This window comes from Streptococcus sp. 116-D4 (assembly GCF_009731465.1).
GTDB lineage: Bacteria > Bacillota > Bacilli > Lactobacillales > Streptococcaceae > Streptococcus > Streptococcus pseudopneumoniae_E.
Genome location: NZ_AP021887.1, coordinates 1119495 through 1135759 on the forward strand (window position 1 = coordinate 1119495; position 16265 = coordinate 1135759).

Annotated in this window: 12 protein-coding genes; 2 read left to right on the forward strand and 10 right to left on the reverse strand. The window is 40.9% G+C overall.

Features of this window, described 5'->3' with window-relative positions; genetic code table 11:
- Positions 1 to 51: 51 nt before the first annotated feature.
- The 5 genes from pulA to UKS_RS05785 all read right to left on the reverse strand — a co-directional run bounded on the left by pulA (position 52) and on the right by UKS_RS05785 (position 8515).
- The gene (gene pulA, locus UKS_RS05765; protein WP_156012154.1) at positions 52 to 2331 is read right to left on the reverse strand and encodes a type I pullulanase; all 2280 of its coding nucleotides are present in this window, start codon (positions 2329 to 2331) and stop codon (positions 52 to 54) included.
- 111 nt (positions 2332 to 2442) lie between these two features.
- The gene (ligA, locus tag UKS_RS05770; RefSeq protein ID WP_156012155.1) at positions 2443 to 4401 is read right to left on the reverse strand and encodes an NAD-dependent DNA ligase LigA; all 1959 of its coding nucleotides are present in this window, start codon (positions 4399 to 4401) and stop codon (positions 2443 to 2445) included.
- Positions 4402 to 4493: 92 nt separating this feature from the next.
- Positions 4494 to 5672, reverse strand: a complete 1179-nt coding sequence (locus tag UKS_RS05775) for an MFS transporter (protein WP_049497347.1) — start codon at positions 5670 to 5672, stop codon at positions 4494 to 4496.
- Between the two features lie 76 nt (positions 5673 to 5748).
- A complete protein-coding gene (locus tag UKS_RS05780) occupies positions 5749 to 6612 on the reverse strand; it encodes an XRE/MutR family transcriptional regulator (RefSeq protein WP_156012156.1) in 864 nt (287 codons plus the stop codon).
- A gap of 1 nt (position 6613) precedes the next feature.
- On the reverse strand, positions 6614 to 8515 hold the full coding sequence (locus tag UKS_RS05785; protein WP_156012157.1) for an ABC-F family ATP-binding cassette domain-containing protein: 1902 nt from the start codon (positions 8513 to 8515) through the stop codon (positions 6614 to 6616).
- A 153-nt stretch (positions 8516 to 8668) separates the two neighbouring features.
- Between UKS_RS05785 and UKS_RS05790 the strand changes: the two genes are divergently transcribed.
- Both UKS_RS05790 and UKS_RS05795 read left to right on the forward strand, forming a co-directional pair.
- A complete protein-coding gene (locus UKS_RS05790) occupies positions 8669 to 10387 on the forward strand; it encodes a phospho-sugar mutase (protein WP_156012158.1) in 1719 nt (572 codons plus the stop codon).
- A gap of 111 nt (positions 10388 to 10498) precedes the next feature.
- The gene (locus UKS_RS05795) at positions 10499 to 10846 is read left to right on the forward strand and encodes a thioredoxin (protein ID WP_156012159.1); all 348 of its coding nucleotides are present in this window, start codon (positions 10499 to 10501) and stop codon (positions 10844 to 10846) included.
- A 33-nt stretch (positions 10847 to 10879) separates the two neighbouring features.
- Here UKS_RS05795 and UKS_RS05800 read toward each other — a convergent pair whose 3' ends face one another.
- The 5 genes from UKS_RS05800 to pta form a co-directional block, all read right to left on the reverse strand.
- Entirely contained in the window at positions 10880 to 11689 is an 810-nt protein-coding gene (locus tag UKS_RS05800) for an MBL fold metallo-hydrolase (RefSeq protein WP_156012160.1), read from the reverse strand.
- Position 11690: 1 nt separating this feature from the next.
- Complete coding sequence (gene vicK / locus UKS_RS05805) at positions 11691 to 13040, reverse strand: cell wall metabolism sensor histidine kinase VicK (protein ID WP_156012161.1); 1350 nt, start codon at positions 13038 to 13040, stop codon at positions 11691 to 11693.
- Entirely contained in the window at positions 13033 to 13740 is a 708-nt protein-coding gene (gene yycF, locus UKS_RS05810; RefSeq protein ID WP_049497334.1) for a response regulator YycF, read from the reverse strand. The genes vicK and yycF overlap by 8 nt, the downstream gene beginning before the upstream one ends.
- A gap of 55 nt (positions 13741 to 13795) precedes the next feature.
- Complete coding sequence (mutY, locus tag UKS_RS05815) at positions 13796 to 14971, reverse strand: A/G-specific adenine glycosylase (protein ID WP_156012162.1); 1176 nt, start codon at positions 14969 to 14971, stop codon at positions 13796 to 13798.
- A gap of 278 nt (positions 14972 to 15249) precedes the next feature.
- Entirely contained in the window at positions 15250 to 16224 is a 975-nt protein-coding gene (gene pta / locus UKS_RS05820) for a phosphate acetyltransferase (protein ID WP_049497328.1), read from the reverse strand.
- Positions 16225 to 16265 lie beyond the last annotated feature (41 nt).

Below are 16265 nucleotides of genomic sequence, written 5' to 3' on the forward strand. Positions count from 1 at the left end.
ATTGTTTTAAGAGATACAGTACTGCAAATGAATTTAAATTGTAAATCTTTTCTACAAAACTTTGAAGACGCTGGCACTAACACCACTAACCATGTCTGTATCAGCTAAATGGCTATTGGTCACCAACAGTTCTAGATTTCCAGCATTTTCAAACTGGAAGTCCTGCTCTTTTGCATTAAAAACAACCAATAGATGTTCTTCTCCATGAATTTCATAGACAAGCCAACCACTATGCTCGTGAGCTGAATGAACAAAGATATGATGGTAAATATCATCATAAGTAGTATAAGAAAAAGCACTGGTTTCGGTCTTCAATCGAATCATCTGACGGATAAAGTCAATACTGTCTTGCCGCTCATTCAGCAAGTCCCAGTTGACTTGATTCACACTATCTGGAGCATTATAGCTATTCATAGCACGTTCTCTATCATCATGGGTCAGCTCACCATTTTCACCAGTCGCAACCAGTTTGGTACGACCAAATTCTTGACCAATTTCCATAAAGGCCATCCCTTGCATGAGCAAATTCATGGCTGTGGCGGTTTCGACCTTGCGCATGATTTGCTCAGAACTTTGGTCTGGATGTAGGGTTGCCAACAAATCGTGAAGATTGTAATTGTCATGGGCCTCTACATAGTTTAGCACTTGATTTGGATGTGTATAGGTACCTAATTCACTACTTCCTAGGATTGCTTTGGCAAGAATTGGCTCTGTCGCAGCACCACTAACAAAACCTGACTTGATCGCACCGTAAACTTCTCCGCCTTTGACAGCATCACGCTGATTATCATTAAAGAAACCAATATTTGGCATCTGGTAGGCATTGTCCTTGTTAGCCTTATCATAAGGCGCAAGACCTGTTCCCATATCCCATCCTTCTCCATAAAGGATAATGTTGGCGTCAATTTCATCCAAACTTTGACGAATCATCTGCATGGTCTTGACATCATGAATCCCCATCAAGTCAAAACGGAAGCCGTCAATATTGTATTCCTGCACCCAGTATAGTAGGGAATCAATCATATACTTGCGGAACATTTCGTGTTCGCTGGCTGTTTCATTTCCAACACCCGTTCCATTTTGGAAGGTACCGTCTAGATTCATACGATAATAGTAATCAGGGACTGTTGTTTGGAAAGGTGCATCAACAACTGAGAAAGTATGATTATAAACCACATCCACAATGACACCAATACCTGCATCGTGATAAGCTTGAACCATGGTCTTCAAATCTCGAATGACCTGAGCTGGATCATCTGGATTTGTTGAGAGGCTCGTTTCTGGTGCATTATAGTTTTGTGGATCATAACCCCAATTGTAGGTTACATTGCCGTCCGCATCATATTCTTTATGACGATCTGCAATTGGTTGCAACTGAACATAATTGTAGCCCAGCTTCTTGATGTAATCGAAAGCAGTTGACTGACCGTACTGGTTAACTGTTCCAGTCTGAGCAGCACCTAAGAAAGTTCCTCTAAGATGTTCATCTACACCTGAGGTTGGTGATTTGGTCAAATCACGAATATGCATTTCACAAATAACTGCCTTACATGGATTTGCCAAACGCCAAGTAGCATCTGAACCGTGCTTGACCTCAAAGTTTTCAACTTGCTTTTCTTCAAAGCTCAGAATGGCAGAACGTTTGCCGTCAGGGCTGGTCGCAATTGTGTATGGGTCGCGTGTCAGTGTTTGGTGATGAGGGAATTGGACTTGATACTGATAAGCTTTGCCAGTCAAATCTTCCTCAACATCCAAACTCCAGACACCGATTGTATTGTCTTTATGATTATAAGAGTAGCTATTACCTCTCTCCATCTCAAAAGTCTTCCAAATAGGAGCATCGTTAGCAGCAGATTCATAAACGACAACCTGAACTTCTGTCGCTGTAGGAGCCCAAAGGGCAAAATGGGCCTCATTGTCCTCTACACGGCAACCTAGTTCCCCTTGGTAACCCCAATGATGGTCAAAACTAGCACTGTTAATGGCCTTATCAAAGGCAAAAGGATTTTGATTTTTGTAGAAAGGACTTGCAATAGCAGGATTTTCAGAGTAATAAATTCTGTCATCTCCTTCCAAAATCCAGACCTCCGTTAAAAGAGGATAGTGATTAAAACGAATAGTGTATTCTTTACTGGTTTGGCCTGTGTGAACCACAAAATTCAAGCTTTCTAAGGCATGAGAACTTGGGTGTTCAAAGCTAAATAAGGCGCCAAAATAATCTTCTTTATAAGTCAGAAAATCAATTCGCTGGTCCTGACTTTTTACAAAAGAGCAAGTGTCGTATTCTCCATTCTTACGATGGTAATGAACGCGCATGGGATAGTTATACATTTTTTTCCTTCTTACTTCTTGATTTGTTTCTATTTCATTAATAATTTTTGTCAATCTCGTCTCAATTAACAAACATAGTCATATTATCTAAACTCTATTTTTAAACGATGATTACAAACCTTCTAACCAAGCTTCATCTCGAACCTCGATACCAAGTTCTTGTGCTTTTTGAAGTTTACTTCCAGCATCTGCTCCTGCAACGACGAGGTCAGTCTTTTTAGAAACACTGCCTGTCACTTTAGCACCCAGACTTTCGAGTTTACTTTTAGCTTCTGAGCGTTTGAGCCGTTCCAATTTGCCAGTCAATACAACGGTCAAACCAGACAAGGCTGCATCTGCTACTACAGTCTGACCTTTATAGTCCAGATTGACCCTAGCTTCTTTCAATTCTCTGAGGAGAATTTCAGAGCCTTCTGTAGCAAAATAAGTCTGAAGACTCTTGGCAATCACACCACCCAGATTTTCAATACTAGCCACTTCCTCTGGATCTGCCTGAGCCAGATTTTCAATCGAGTGGAAATGTTGAAGTAAGAGCTGACTGGCCTTGCTTCCGACATGGCGAATGCCCAAACCAAACAAGAGTTTCTCGGCAGAATTTTCCTTTGATGCTTGGATGGCCTGATACAGTTTAGAAGCAGACTTTTCCTTAACACCTTCTAAAAGGAGGAAATCGTCTTCTTTCAAACGGTAAATATCTGCCACATCCTCGACTAGATTGGCAGCAAAAAGCTTCTCAACAATAGATGGACCAAGGCCTGTAATATTCATAGCATCACGAGAAGCAAAGTGAATCAAGCCTTCCATGATTTGGGCAGGACAACGCGGATTGATACAACGCAGAGCCACTTCATCTTCAAAGTGCAATAGGTCGGAATCACAACTTGGACAGTTTGTCGGGATATCTAGTTTCTCTTCAGAAATCCGTTTGGATTCTACCACTCGTAAAACAGCTGGTATGATGTCCCCAGCCTTATAGACGATAACCGTGTCGTCTTTGCGGATATCTTTTTCAGCAATATAATCCACATTGTGTAGGGTCGCACGGCTAACGGTTGTCCCAGCTAGCTGAACAGGGGTTAGATTTGCTGTTGGGGTTACAACACCCGTACGGCCAACTGTCCAATCAACTGATAAGAGTTGAGCTTCTTTTTCTTCAGCTGGGAACTTGTAAGCCACTGCCCACTTTGGTGCCTTAACGGTAAAACCAAGTGCTTCTTGGCTTGCTAGGTCATTGACCTTGATGACAACTCCATCAATATCGTAAGACAGATTTTCCCGTTCCTGTCCTACTTCTTGAATAAAATCCCAGATTTCATCAATGTTTTCGGCCAAGATTCGCTTTGGATTAACCACAAATCCTAGTTGTTCAAGGTGCGTCAAAACTTTTTCTTGACTATCTCGAGTTGAAGGGCTGGCTTCCTGATAGAGAAAGGTTGCAAGATTGCGCTTGGAAACTACTGCTGTATCCAACTGTCGCAGGGTGCCTGCCGCCGCATTACGAGGATTGGCAAATTCAGGCTCTCCATTTTCTTGGCGAGCTTGGTTAATCTGGTCAAAAGAAGCGCGTGGCATATAACATTCCCCACGAACTGTGATATCTAGTTCTTCTGGTAAAGTTAAAGGAATGTCCTTAACACGCTTGAGGTTTTCCGTGATATTCTCCCCAACAGAACCGTCTCCACGTGTTGCACCTGCAACTAGAATCCCCTTTTCATAAGTCAGCGAGATAGATAAGCCATCGATTTTCAGCTCACAAATATAGGTTGGATGAGCTACTTCCTTACGAACACGCGCATCAAAAGCTTCAAGCTCCTCACGTGAAAAAGCATCCTGCAAACTATAAAGAGGATACTGATGACTGTATTTTTCAAAACCATCTAAGACCTTGCCACCGACACGATGGGTCGGACTATCTGCTAGCACTTGATCTGGGTAGGCAGTTTCTAGCTCAACCAACTCTCGGTAAAGGCGATCGTACTCACTGTCTGAAACCGAGGGATTATCGCTGGTATAGTACTCAGTCGCATAGCGATTGAGTAAGGCGACCAACTCATTCATTCTTTTATTCATAAAACTATTTTACCATAAACTAAGCCCTCCTCACAAACGAGAAGGGCTGAAAAAACACTTTGCTTGGAATTATTTTTGAAGTCCAAGCAGACTCATGTCTCTTTTTCGAAATGAGTTCGAACATAGCCTAGAGCTAAGAAAGATAAGGCGACAACTCCAAGTCCTATAATCAAGAAAGAATAAAGATGAACACTTGGTAGAAAGGTCATCAAACCTTTTGCAATCGGCATAAAAAGAATTGCCAGTGTAAAAATAGTACTCAATACCCTTCCCAGATAGTCTCCATCAACCTTGGTTTGTACCTGAGTAAAGAAGTGAATATTAAAAATTGTCATAAATAATTCACAAACTAGGTTTCCTGAAAAAGTAAGAAAATTAGGCAGTGGTAAGCCCATCATGAAAACTCCTACTCCTGTGAGGATCAATAAGAACAAGAGTGTATTCATACTCGATTTAAATTTATTTGCAATCAATGCTCCTATGATTGAGCCAATTGCACCCATGGTTAAGACAGTCGCATAAGCTCCGTCTACCTCATAGAGTTTATTTGAAAAAGGGAGTAGAAATTCAAAGGCCGCAAAAAAGAAATTCACACTGGAAGCCACTAACAAGAGAAAGAAAATTTCTTTTTGATGCCTGATATAGTGCAAGCCATCTTTGATATCCGCAAAAATATCTTTCCCGGTGAAACTCTTCTGCTCTTGAATCTTTGGTTCTTCTTTTGGAAGTAAAGCAACTAGTGCAAAAGCAATGAAAAAAGTCAGAGCATCTAGTAAGAGCGTCATATGAAGACTTGCAAATTGTAAAACAAGGAAAGAAAGCACAGGAGAACTAACACCAACAACCTGCAAAACTAGCGCCAAACGAGAGTTATAGATCACTATCTCATCTTTCTCAACAACCTCAGTTATAATAGCTTTATTGGTAGTTCGAGAAAATGCAAAGGCAACTGCCTGAACAATATTGGCAAAAATCAAAGCGCCAATCATCCAGCTGTCATTCCTTATGAAAGAAATAGCCAGACAAAGAATCCCACAAACAAGGTCCGTCGTCATTAAAATCTTACGACGAGAAAAACGGTCTGAAATAACTCCACCAAAGGGATTGATCAGAATGGATGTGACGAGTTCAGAAATCTGATACATTCCTAAAACTGTCTGTCCGATAGTCCCCATGGAAGCCAACCAGACACTATTTCCATAATCATAGAGCATATTTCCTATCTTGTTTATAGCTCCACGACTAATTAACTGTACTGCGTATCGATTCATAAAAACTCCTCTCAAATTTTGAAACTATTGTATCAAAACTTGGAGGAGTTTCTCATTTTTCCCATATTTGGGAAAATTAATCTTTGACAAATTTCTCGTAGTGTTCCTGATAGTAGGCTACTTGCTCTGGAAGACCTAGTAGGTCAAAAATATGCATGGCCTCTTTCATCTGCTTACAGCCTTCTTTACACTGTCCTTTTTGGTACAAGGAAAAGCCTTTTAGATAATGGAAAATATTACGCTCATATAGTTTGATCCCTTTACCAATAATCTTCTCTGTATAAGTCTCAAAATAGCTTGCATTTTCAAAAGAAAGATGCTCTAAACAATGCTGGTAACAATTAAGGGCTAAAATCAAGACCAGTTTTCTATGGCGACCAATTTCTTGATAAAATTCTTCCCTCTCCATCACTTCTCTACCAAGTCGAGCAACATAGTCCACATCATAAAAGCTATAGAGATTGCCAAAGAGGATCAACTCATACATGGTCCATTCATCTGTTTGGAAAAGATAATCTGCCACCTTATCCAACGCACTTTGCTTCATACTAAAGCTAGCATCTCTTTGACAAATCAGACCTTGTAGCAAAATCCAGTTCAGCTCAAAATAGAGGGGATTAGTTGAACTCTTAGCCTTTTCAAGTTGTTCTATTTGAAGCTTTTGAAAACCTGCAATATCATTTGAGTAGTAAAGTGGAATAATCTGAGCCATCAAGCTGACATGCTCATGATGTTGAAAATTTCTGGCCTTATCCATAAAATTTTCAATCGTCACGTGAATATTATCTAATATTTCAAAGAAACGTGAAGCAGCCAGATCAGACTCTCCCAATTCAAAGCGAGATAATTGGGAGGTCGAACAGGCCTCTCCTGCAGCTTCTTTTAGAGAGTAATTTTTACTGATTCGAAATTCACGAAAAACTTTTCCAAGATGTTCCATCTTACACCTGCTCCGATAATTCTTCCCACTCTAGCATAGCTTCTTCTTGACGATGGCTGATTTTGTCCAGCTCAGCCTGTAATTCCATCAGTTCGACGGCATCGTTTGTTTCCAACATTTGTTCAGAAATGGCTTGACTTTGACTTTCTAGCTCTTCAATTTCAGCTTCTAGACTTTCGATTTGTCGCATGAGCTTACGAACTTCTTTTTGACTTTCTTTCTGAGCTTGATAGTCATTAACTAGAGAAGTTTCTTTTTCTTGGCTAACAGCTGCTGCTTCTTCCGCTTGACTAGCTACTAGCTCTGCTTTTTTATCAACATAATAGTCATAATCACCTAGATAAAGGGTTGACCCATTCTCAGATAATTCCAATACATGGGTGGCTACACGGTTGATGAAATAACGGTCGTGACTGACAAAAAGAAGAGTTCCATCAAAGTCAATCAGGGCATTTTCCAGAACTTCCTTACTATCGATGTCTAAGTGGTTGGTCGGTTCATCGAGGATCAAGATGTTGTTGTTTTCCATGGACAATTTAGCCAGAAGCAAACGAGCTTTTTCGCCCCCTGAAAGCATGCCAACTGACTTCTTAACATCATCACCAGAGAAAAGGAAGGCACCTAGACGATTACGGATTTCCAGTTCAGGAGTCAGCTTGAAATCATTCCAGAGTTCGTCTAAGACTGTATTACTTGGTGTCAGTTTGCTCTGAGTCTGTTCATAGTAACCAACCTCAACATTAGCGCCAAAGCGCTTCTCACCCTTGATAAAAGGAATCTGGTCCATAATAGACTTGATAAAGGTTGACTTGCCAATACCATTTGGACCAACAATAGCGACAGCATTCATCTTACGAAGGTCAAGGTTGATAGGTTCTGATAAGATTTCCCCATCATAGCCAATAGCAGCATTCTCCACTGTCAAAACAACATTACCAGATACCCTATCAGAATGGAAGGTCATATTAGCTGACTTTTTCCCAGCTTCAGGCTTGTCCAAACGTTCCATTTTTTCCAGTTGTTTTCGGCGAGATTGAGCACGTTTAGTTGTTGAAGCTCGGACTAGATTGCGGTTGACAAAGTCTTCCAGAGCTGCGATTTCCTTCTGCTGCTTTTCGTAGTTTTTGGCTTCAGTTGCGAGCTTCTGCTCCTTCTGCTCCACAAAACTTGAGTAATTTCCTACATATCTATCTAAAGAATGTTTGGTTAAGTCAAGTGTTATGGTCGCAACCTTATCGAGGAAATAACGGTCGTGGCTGACGATAATCAAGGCACCACTGTAGTTGACCAAGTAATTCTCTAGCCAGGCAATGGTTTCAATATCCAAGTGGTTGGTTGGCTCGTCCAAGACCAAGAGATTGGGCTTTTCAAGGAGCATTTTGGCTAGAGCTAAACGAGTATTTTGACCACCGGAAAGCTCAGCGATTCGCATCTGCCACATGGACTCGTCAAACTTGAATCCATTTAAGATAGAGCGAATATCGGCTTCATAGGTAAATCCTCCAGCCTGACGGAAATTTTCTGATAGGCGATCATAGTCAGACATCACTTTATCCAAATCCTCACCAGTTTTTTCCCCCATTTTCAACTCCATCTGTCGAAGTTGTCTCTCGATACGACGCAAGTCATCAAATACATGTAGCATTTCATCGTAAATAGTATTTTCAGACTCAAAACGGCTATCCTGTGCGAGATAAGAGAGGGAAATATCTTTTTTCTTATTGATTTCACCAGTGGTTGGCTCCTCTTCTCCAACCAATATCTTGAGCAAAGTAGACTTTCCTGCACCATTTTTTCCAACGAGGGCAATGCGGTCTCTTTCATCCACTTGTAGGTTGATATTATCAAAAAGAACCTCTCCAGCAAAAGAACGTTCAATTTTATTAGCTTGTAAAATAATCATACAAACAGTATAGCATGTTTCCCTAAGGCATTCAAGACTTGATAAACCAGCATATGACACCACTTTTCTGAAAATTATGCTACCGTTTTACTAAAAGGCTAAAAAGTGCTATAATGTGAACGGTTAAAACAATTTACAAAAAGGAGAATTTCAATGTCTTACCAAGAAAATTACCAGAAATGGGTTGATTTTGCGGAGCTTCCTGACTACCTTCGTCAAGATTTGGAAAATATGGACGAAAAAACAAAGGAAGATGCCTTCTATACAAATCTTGAATTTGGTACTGCAGGTATGCGTGGCTTGATTGGTGCTGGTACAAACCGTATTAACATCTACGTTGTTCGCCAAGCTACTGAAGGATTGGCTCGTTTGATTGAATCAAAAGGTGAAAACGAAAAAGAACGTGGTGTCGCAATCGCCTACGATAGCCGTCACTTCTCACCTGAGTTTGCCTTTGAATCTGCTGCAGTTCTTGCTAAACATGGTATCAAATCTTATGTATTTGAAAGCCTTCGTCCAACTCCAGAACTCTCATTTGCAGTTCGTCACCTCAACTGCTTCGCAGGTATCATGATTACTGCTAGCCACAACCCTGCTCCATTTAACGGATACAAAGTTTACGGTGAAGACGGTGGACAAATGCCTCCACACGACGCGGACGCTTTGACTACTTATATCCGTGCAATCGAAAACCCTTTTGCGGTGGAAGTTGCTGATGTCGAAGCTGAAAAAGCTTCTGGCTTGATTGAAGTTATCGGCGAAGCTGTCGATGTAGAATACCTCAAAGAAGTCAAAGATGTGAACATCAACCCAGCCTTGATTGAAGAATTCGGTAAAGACATGAAAATTGTCTATACACCACTTCATGGTACTGGTGAAATGTTAGCTCGTCGTGCTCTTGCCCAAGCAGGATTTGACTCTGTTCAAGTCGTTGAAGCGCAAGCTACTGCTGACCCAGACTTCTCAACTGTAAAATCTCCAAATCCAGAAAGCCAAGCAGCCTTTGCCCTTGCCGAAGAACTTGGTCGTCAAGTAGGCGCTGATGTGCTTGTCGCAACTGACCCTGATGCTGACCGTGTTGGTGTTGAAGTTCTTCAAAAAGATGGTAGCTACCTCAACCTTTCAGGTAACCAAATCGGTGCTATCATGGCTAAATACATCTTGGAAGCCCACAAAAACGCTGGAACTCTTCCAGAAAACGCAGCTCTTTGCAAATCTATCGTATCAACTGACTTGGTAACGAAGATTGCTGAAAGCTACGGCGCAACTATGTTCAACGTCTTGACTGGTTTCAAATTTATCGCTGAAAAAATCCAAGAATTCGAAGAAAAACACAATCACACTTACATGATGGGGTTTGAAGAAAGCTTTGGTTACTTGATTAAACCATTCGTACGTGATAAAGACGCTATCCAAGCCGTCCTTGTCGTTGCTGAACTTGCTGCCTACTACCGTTCACGTGGTTTAACACTTGCAGACGGTATCGAAGAAATCTACAAAGAGTACGGCTACTACGCTGAAAAGACTATCTCTGTCACCCTTTCTGGTGTGGATGGTGCTGAACAAATCAAATCGATTATGGCTAAATTCCGCAACGATGCTCCAAAAGAATGGAACACAACAGCTATCACTGTCGTAGAAGACTTCAAGGCTCAAACTGCTACTGCTGCTGACGGTACTGTTACAAACTTGACAACTCCTCCAAGTGATGTGTTGAAATATACACTTGCTGACGGTTCATGGATTGCTGTTCGCCCTTCAGGTACAGAACCAAAAATCAAGTTCTACATTGCAGTTGTAGGTAAAACTAACGAAGAATCACAAGCTAAGATTGCTAATATCGAAGCAGAAATCAATGCTTTTGTAAAATAAAGTCCTATAAAAGATGAGACCAACAAATCTCATCTTTTTTTCGTATCAAATCTAAGCAATTTTAGAAACTTTATGGCATACTAGACTTATCAATGAAAGCGAGGTAATCTCATGGAACAATTTTTAGATAATATCAAAGACCTTGAAGTCACTACAGTTGCGCGTGCGCAAGAAGCTCTTGATAATAAAGAAACTGCAACCTTCTTTATCGGTCGTAAAACTTGCCCTTACTGCCGTAAATTTGCTGGTACCTTGGCAGGTGTCGTAGCTGAAACTAAAGCTCACATCTACTTCATCAACAGTGAAGAACCAAGCCAACTCAATGAGTTGCAAGAATTCCGCTCACGCTACGGAATCCCAACTGTACCAGGCTTTGTTCATATTGCAGATGGACAAATCAATGTTCGTTGCGACTCTTCAATGTCAGCACAAGAAATCAAAGATTTCGCTGGATTGTAAAAGATATAAAAAAGAAGGCTCTCGCCTTCTTTTTTATATATCTGTCAATGGTGTTGCGGTATCTGGTGAGGTATCGTAAATCTTAAAGTCTACTCCGACTCCTAGATCAGCCTGAGCTAGCTGATTGACCATGGTCATATGAGCCAGTTCCTTGATATTGTTCTCCTTAGACAAGTGACCAAGATAGATTTTCTTAGTGCGATTTCCTAGCGTCCGAATCATTGCTTCAGCACCATCCTCGTTAGAAAGGTGACCAAGATCTGATAGGATTCGTTGTTTGAGTCGCCAAGCGTAAGAACCTGCTCGCAAAATCTCTACATCATGATTGGACTCGATAAGATAGCCATCTGCATTCTCGACAATCCCTGCCATACGGTCACTAACATAACCTGTATCAGTCAGCATAACAAAACTCTTATCATCCTTCATAAAGCGATAGAACTGCGGTGCAATCGCATCATGACTAACACCAAAACTCTCGATGTCGATATCTCCAAAGGTTTTGGTTTTACCCATTTCAAAGATATACTTTTGCGAAGAATCCACCTTGCCAAGATACTTGCTATTTTCCATAGCCTGCCAGGTCTTTTCATTGGCATACAAATCCATACCATACTTGCGAGCTAAAACACCTACTCCATGAATATGGTCAGAATGCTCATGGGTAATCAAGATGGCATCCAACTCTTCTGGCTTGCGATTTATTTCAGCAAGTAGGCTGGTAATTTTCTTACCAGACAAGCCCGCATCCACTAAAAGCTTCTTTTTTGGGGTTTCCAAATAAAAGGAATTTCCACTGGAACCCGACGCTAAAATACTGTATTTAAAACCTGTTTCACACATTCTACTCTTCTATTTCGTCCTCCCAAACTTCTTCTTTCACGGCATCCTTATCATAAGGGAGCACAATGGTAAAGGTAGATCCCTTACCATATTCACTCTTGGCCCAAATAAAACCATTGTGTTGTTTGATAATTTCTTTGGCTATAGCTAGACCTAGCCCAGTTCCACCTTGGGCACGACTTCTAGCACGATCGACTCGGTAGAAACGGTCAAAAATCTTCGGCAAATCTTGCTTTGGAATCCCTAGACCTTGGTCGGAGATAGACAAAATCATCTGATCATCAGTCGTCTTCATCCTCACTTTGATTTTCCCACCATCTGGTGAATACTTAATGGCATTATTAAGAATATTATCAATCACCTGTGTCATCTTGTCTGTATCAATTTCAATCCAGACGGAGGTAATCGGATAATCTCTAACCAATTCGTATTTCTTCTCTTCATCTGATCCCCTCATCTTATCAAAACGGTTGAGGATAAAGGTTATAAAGGCAGTAAAATTGATTAATTCCACATCTAGGTGACTGGTTGCATTATCAATACGTGAAAGATGAAGAAGGTCTGTCACCATTCTCATCATACGGTTGGTTTCGTTTAGAGACACCTTGATAAAATCTGGCGCGACAGGTTCTGACAAGGCACCCTCATCCAAGGCTTCAAGATAGGATTTTACGCTAGTTAGAGGAGTCCGTAATTCATGACTAACGTTGGATACAAAGAGTCTCCGTTCGCGCTCTTCCTTCTCCTGCTCCGTCGTATCATGCAAAACAGCTACCAAACCTGAGATAAATCCAGACTCACGACGAACCAAGGCAAAACGTACACGAAGGCTCAGATATTCACCATTAGCATCCTGAGAATCAATCATAAGCTCAGGAACTTGGGTAATCAAATCACGAAGTTCATACTCATCCTCAATCTTAAGTAATTCTAGAATACTTTTATTGAGAACCTCTTCTTTCTGAACGCCTAGCTGCTTCTTTGCCATGTCATTAATCATGGTAATCTTACCACGACGATTGGTCGCAAGGACTCCGTCTGTCATGTATGAGAGGATACTATGCAATCGTTTACTCTCTTGCTCCAGATTTTCTTGAGTCAAGCGAATTACTTCTGATAAATCATTGAGATTATTGGTAATATTAGTGATCTCAGAACTTCCCTGCATATCCAATACCTGAGAATAATCTCCTGCAATCAGGTCTTTAACCTTCTGATTTAATTGTCTAAGGCGAATATTATCGCGACGGCTCTCAAGTAGAAGAAAAGTCACTAGCAAAATAAAGCCAATTAGGATGAGGATAAAGATAAAGTCACTCGTCAAAATTGTTTGTCTAATTACTTCAATCATTATTTCTCATATAATATCCTACTCCACGACGAGTTAGGATGTATTCAGGTCTACTTGGTGTGTCTTCAATCTTCTCACGCAAACGTCTAATAGTTACGTCAACAGTCCGAACATCTCCAAAATAATCATAACCCCAGACAGTTTCAAGCAAGTGTTCACGCGTAATCACTTGACCAATATGAGAAGCCAAGTGGTACAAGAGCTCAAATTCACGGTGGGTTAAGTCTAGTTCTTTACCGTATTTTTTAGCTACATAGGCATCTGGCACAATCTCCAAGTCCCCAATTTTCAAGGGTTGGATTTTCTTTTCATCAGATTCTTGGTTATCTACAGAAACCAAGTCCGTGCGACGAAGAAGAGCTTTAACACGCGCCTGCAGTTCACGATTTGAGAAAGGTTTTGTCACATAGTCATCTGCTCCAAGTTCCAAACCGATAACCTTGTCAAATTCGCTATCTTTAGCCGACAGCATGATAATAGGCACACTACTTGACTTGCGAATAGTCTTAGCAACTTCTAAACCATCAATTTCTGGAAGCATCAAATCCAGAATAATAATATCTGGTTGCTCTGCTTCATATTTCTCTAACGCTTCACGACCATTAAAAGCAGTTACAACTTCGTAACCTTCCTTGGTCATATTAAACTTGATAATATCCGAGATTGGTTTTTCATCATCTACAATTAATATTTTTTTCATTTGTTCACCTTTTTCTCTACTATTATACCAAAAAAATAATAAGAAAACATAATAGCTAGTCTTTGCTACTATCTAAGTTGGCTTGTGCATAGGCCTGCCAGATTTTTTGTTGGGGTTTAGCAAGTGGGTAATTTTTAAACTCTTCTGGTGAAAGCCAGCGAACTTCCCTATCTGAAAAATCATGGAAGTCACTCACCTGGCCTGCTACAATTTGAATATGCCACATGCGATGACTAAAGACATGCTTGACAGTGTCAAAATGCAGATTAAGCCAATCAACTTCTAAATCATAGTCCTGCTGAAAACTCTCTTCTGGACTGGGTCCAAAGTTCACACTTTCTTCTGCAACCTGATGAAAGAGATCAAACTGCTCTTCTTGCGAAAAGTTATCAACTTCTATCAAGGGAAAATGCCAAAAGCCTGCCAACAACTTTTCACTTTCATTTTTTTCAAGTAAAAATTGTCCCTGAGTATTTTTGACTACCAAGGCTTTAAGATAAATTGAAACAGGCTTTTTCTTGGGAGCCTTGATTGGATAACGGTCCATTGTACCATTCAGATATGCCGCACTGAAGTCCCTAACTGGGCTTTCTTTTGGCCTAGGACTTACAGGAGCCTCAATATCAGACCCTAAGTCCATCAAGGCTTGATTAAAGTCACCTGGCCGTTCTGGGTCAATCAAGATTTCCATCATGGCTTGGAAAATCTTTCGATTGCTAGGAATCCCAATATCGTGGTTGACTTCAAACAGACGCGCCAAAACCCGCATAACATTACCATCTACAGCTGGCTCGGGCAAGTTAAAAGCAATACTGGAAATCGCTCCTGCTGTGTAAGGACCAATCCCTTTCAAGCTGGAAATTCCTTCATAGGTATTTGGAAATTGACCACCAAAGTCTGTCATAATCTGCTGGGCTGCAGCCTGCATATTGCGTACTCGAGAATAATAACCCAAACCTTCCCAAGCCTTCAACAAACGCTCTTCAGGCGCAGTAGCCAAACTTTCTACAGTTGGAAACCAGTCCAAGAATCGTTCGTAATAAGGAATAACCGTATCCACCCTAGTCTGCTGGAGCATGATTTCTGAGACCCAGATATGATAAGGATTTTTACTTCTCCTCCAAGGTAAATCTCTTTTATTTTCATCATACCAAGCGAGAAGTTTCTCACGGAAAGAAACAATCTTCTCCTCCGGCCACATGACGATACCGTATTCTTTCAAATCTAACATATCTCTAGTATAACACAGAAGATTCTAACTGTCCTTTTCCTAGTATTAATACTCTTCGAAAATCTCTTCAAACCACGTCAACGTCGCCTTGCCGTATATATGTTACTGACTTCGTCAGTTCTATCCACAACCTCAAAACAGTGTTTTGAGCTGACTTCGTCAGTCTTATCTGCAACCTCAAAGCAGTGCTTTGAGCAACCTGCGGCCAGTTTCCTAGTTTGCTCTTTGATTTTCATTGAGTATAAAAAGCCTCTTCCCAAGGGAAAGAGGACTAAATCTTATTGATGAACTGCTTGGGCTGCTGTGATGAGGGTCAACTTGTACACATCATCCGCATTACATCCACGAGAAAGGTCGTTAACTGGCTTATTCAAACCTTGTAGAACAGGTCCAACAGCCGCAAAACCACCAAGACGTTCTGCCATCTTGTAACCAATATTTCCTGCCTCGATACCTGGGAAGATGAAGACATTTGCTTGACCAGCAACTGTACTTCCAGGAGCTTTCAAAGCTGCAGTTTCTGGAACAAAAGCCGCATCAAATTGCAACTCACCATCGATTTCGAGGTCAGGACGCAAGTCGTGAGCAATTTTAGTTGCTTCAACTACTTTATCAACACTTTCACCAAAGCCTGAACCTTTAGTAGAATAGCTTAGCATGGCAATTTTAGGCTCGATGCCAAACATCTTAGCTGTGATTGCTGAGTTGATGGCAATTTCAGCCAAGGCTTCTGCATCTGGGTTGATGTTGATGGCACAATCTCCAAATAAGTAACGTTCCGTACCACGAACCATGAGGAAGGCACCTGAAGTACGAGTAACATTTGGACGAGTTTTGATGATTTGAAGAGCTGGACGTACTGTCGAAGCTGTTGAGTGAATCGCTCCTGACACCATACCATCAACCAAGCCCAAATAAACCAACATAACACCAAAGTAGTTGACATCTTCAACCAAAACCTTGCGTGCATCTTCTTCAGACATTTTTCCCTTGCGACGCTCCACTAAGGCAGCAACCATTTCTTCAAATTGATCGTAGTGTTGAGGGTCGATGACTTCATAACCATCCTCGATGCCTTCGATTTCAAGATAAATTTTAATTTTTTCAGGATTTCCAAGCAAAACAGGAATCACTTCTGTTTCTTTTACCAGGCGTTTAGTCGCTTGAAGAATACGAGGTTCTTCCCCTTCAGGGAGAACGATACGAGCATTTTTACCAACCAAGTTGGCTTTGAGACTTTCAAAAACTTCCATGAGTTTTTCTCCTTTTAGATAATAATTATACTCTGAAACAA

What these genes read in the sequence shown, in the direction of transcription:
- pulA (WP_156012154.1), bottom strand. Translation starts at nt 2,331, where the DNA reads ATGTATAACTATCCCATGCGCGTTCATTACCATCGTAAGAATGGAGAA.
- ligA (WP_156012155.1), bottom strand. Translation starts at nt 4,401, where the DNA reads ATGAATAAAAGAATGAATGAGTTGGTCGCCTTACTCAATCGCTATGCG.
- UKS_RS05775 (WP_049497347.1), bottom strand. Translation starts at nt 5,672, where the DNA reads ATGAATCGATACGCAGTACAGTTAATTAGTCGTGGAGCTATAAACAAG.
- UKS_RS05780 (WP_156012156.1), bottom strand. Translation starts at nt 6,612, where the DNA reads ATGGAACATCTTGGAAAAGTTTTTCGTGAATTTCGAATCAGTAAAAAT.
- UKS_RS05785 (WP_156012157.1), bottom strand. Translation starts at nt 8,515, where the DNA reads ATGATTATTTTACAAGCTAATAAAATTGAACGTTCTTTTGCTGGAGAG.
- UKS_RS05790 (WP_156012158.1), top strand. Translation starts at nt 8,669, where the DNA reads ATGTCTTACCAAGAAAATTACCAGAAATGGGTTGATTTTGCGGAGCTT.
- UKS_RS05795 (WP_156012159.1), top strand. Translation starts at nt 10,499, where the DNA reads ATGGAACAATTTTTAGATAATATCAAAGACCTTGAAGTCACTACAGTT.
- UKS_RS05800 (WP_156012160.1), bottom strand. Translation starts at nt 11,689, where the DNA reads ATGTGTGAAACAGGTTTTAAATACAGTATTTTAGCGTCGGGTTCCAGT.
- vicK (WP_156012161.1), bottom strand. Translation starts at nt 13,040, where the DNA reads ATGATTGAAGTAATTAGACAAACAATTTTGACGAGTGACTTTATCTTT.
- yycF (WP_049497334.1), bottom strand. Translation starts at nt 13,740, where the DNA reads ATGAAAAAAATATTAATTGTAGATGATGAAAAACCAATCTCGGATATT.
- mutY (WP_156012162.1), bottom strand. Translation starts at nt 14,971, where the DNA reads ATGTTAGATTTGAAAGAATACGGTATCGTCATGTGGCCGGAGGAGAAG.
- pta (WP_049497328.1), bottom strand. Translation starts at nt 16,224, where the DNA reads ATGGAAGTTTTTGAAAGTCTCAAAGCCAACTTGGTTGGTAAAAATGCT.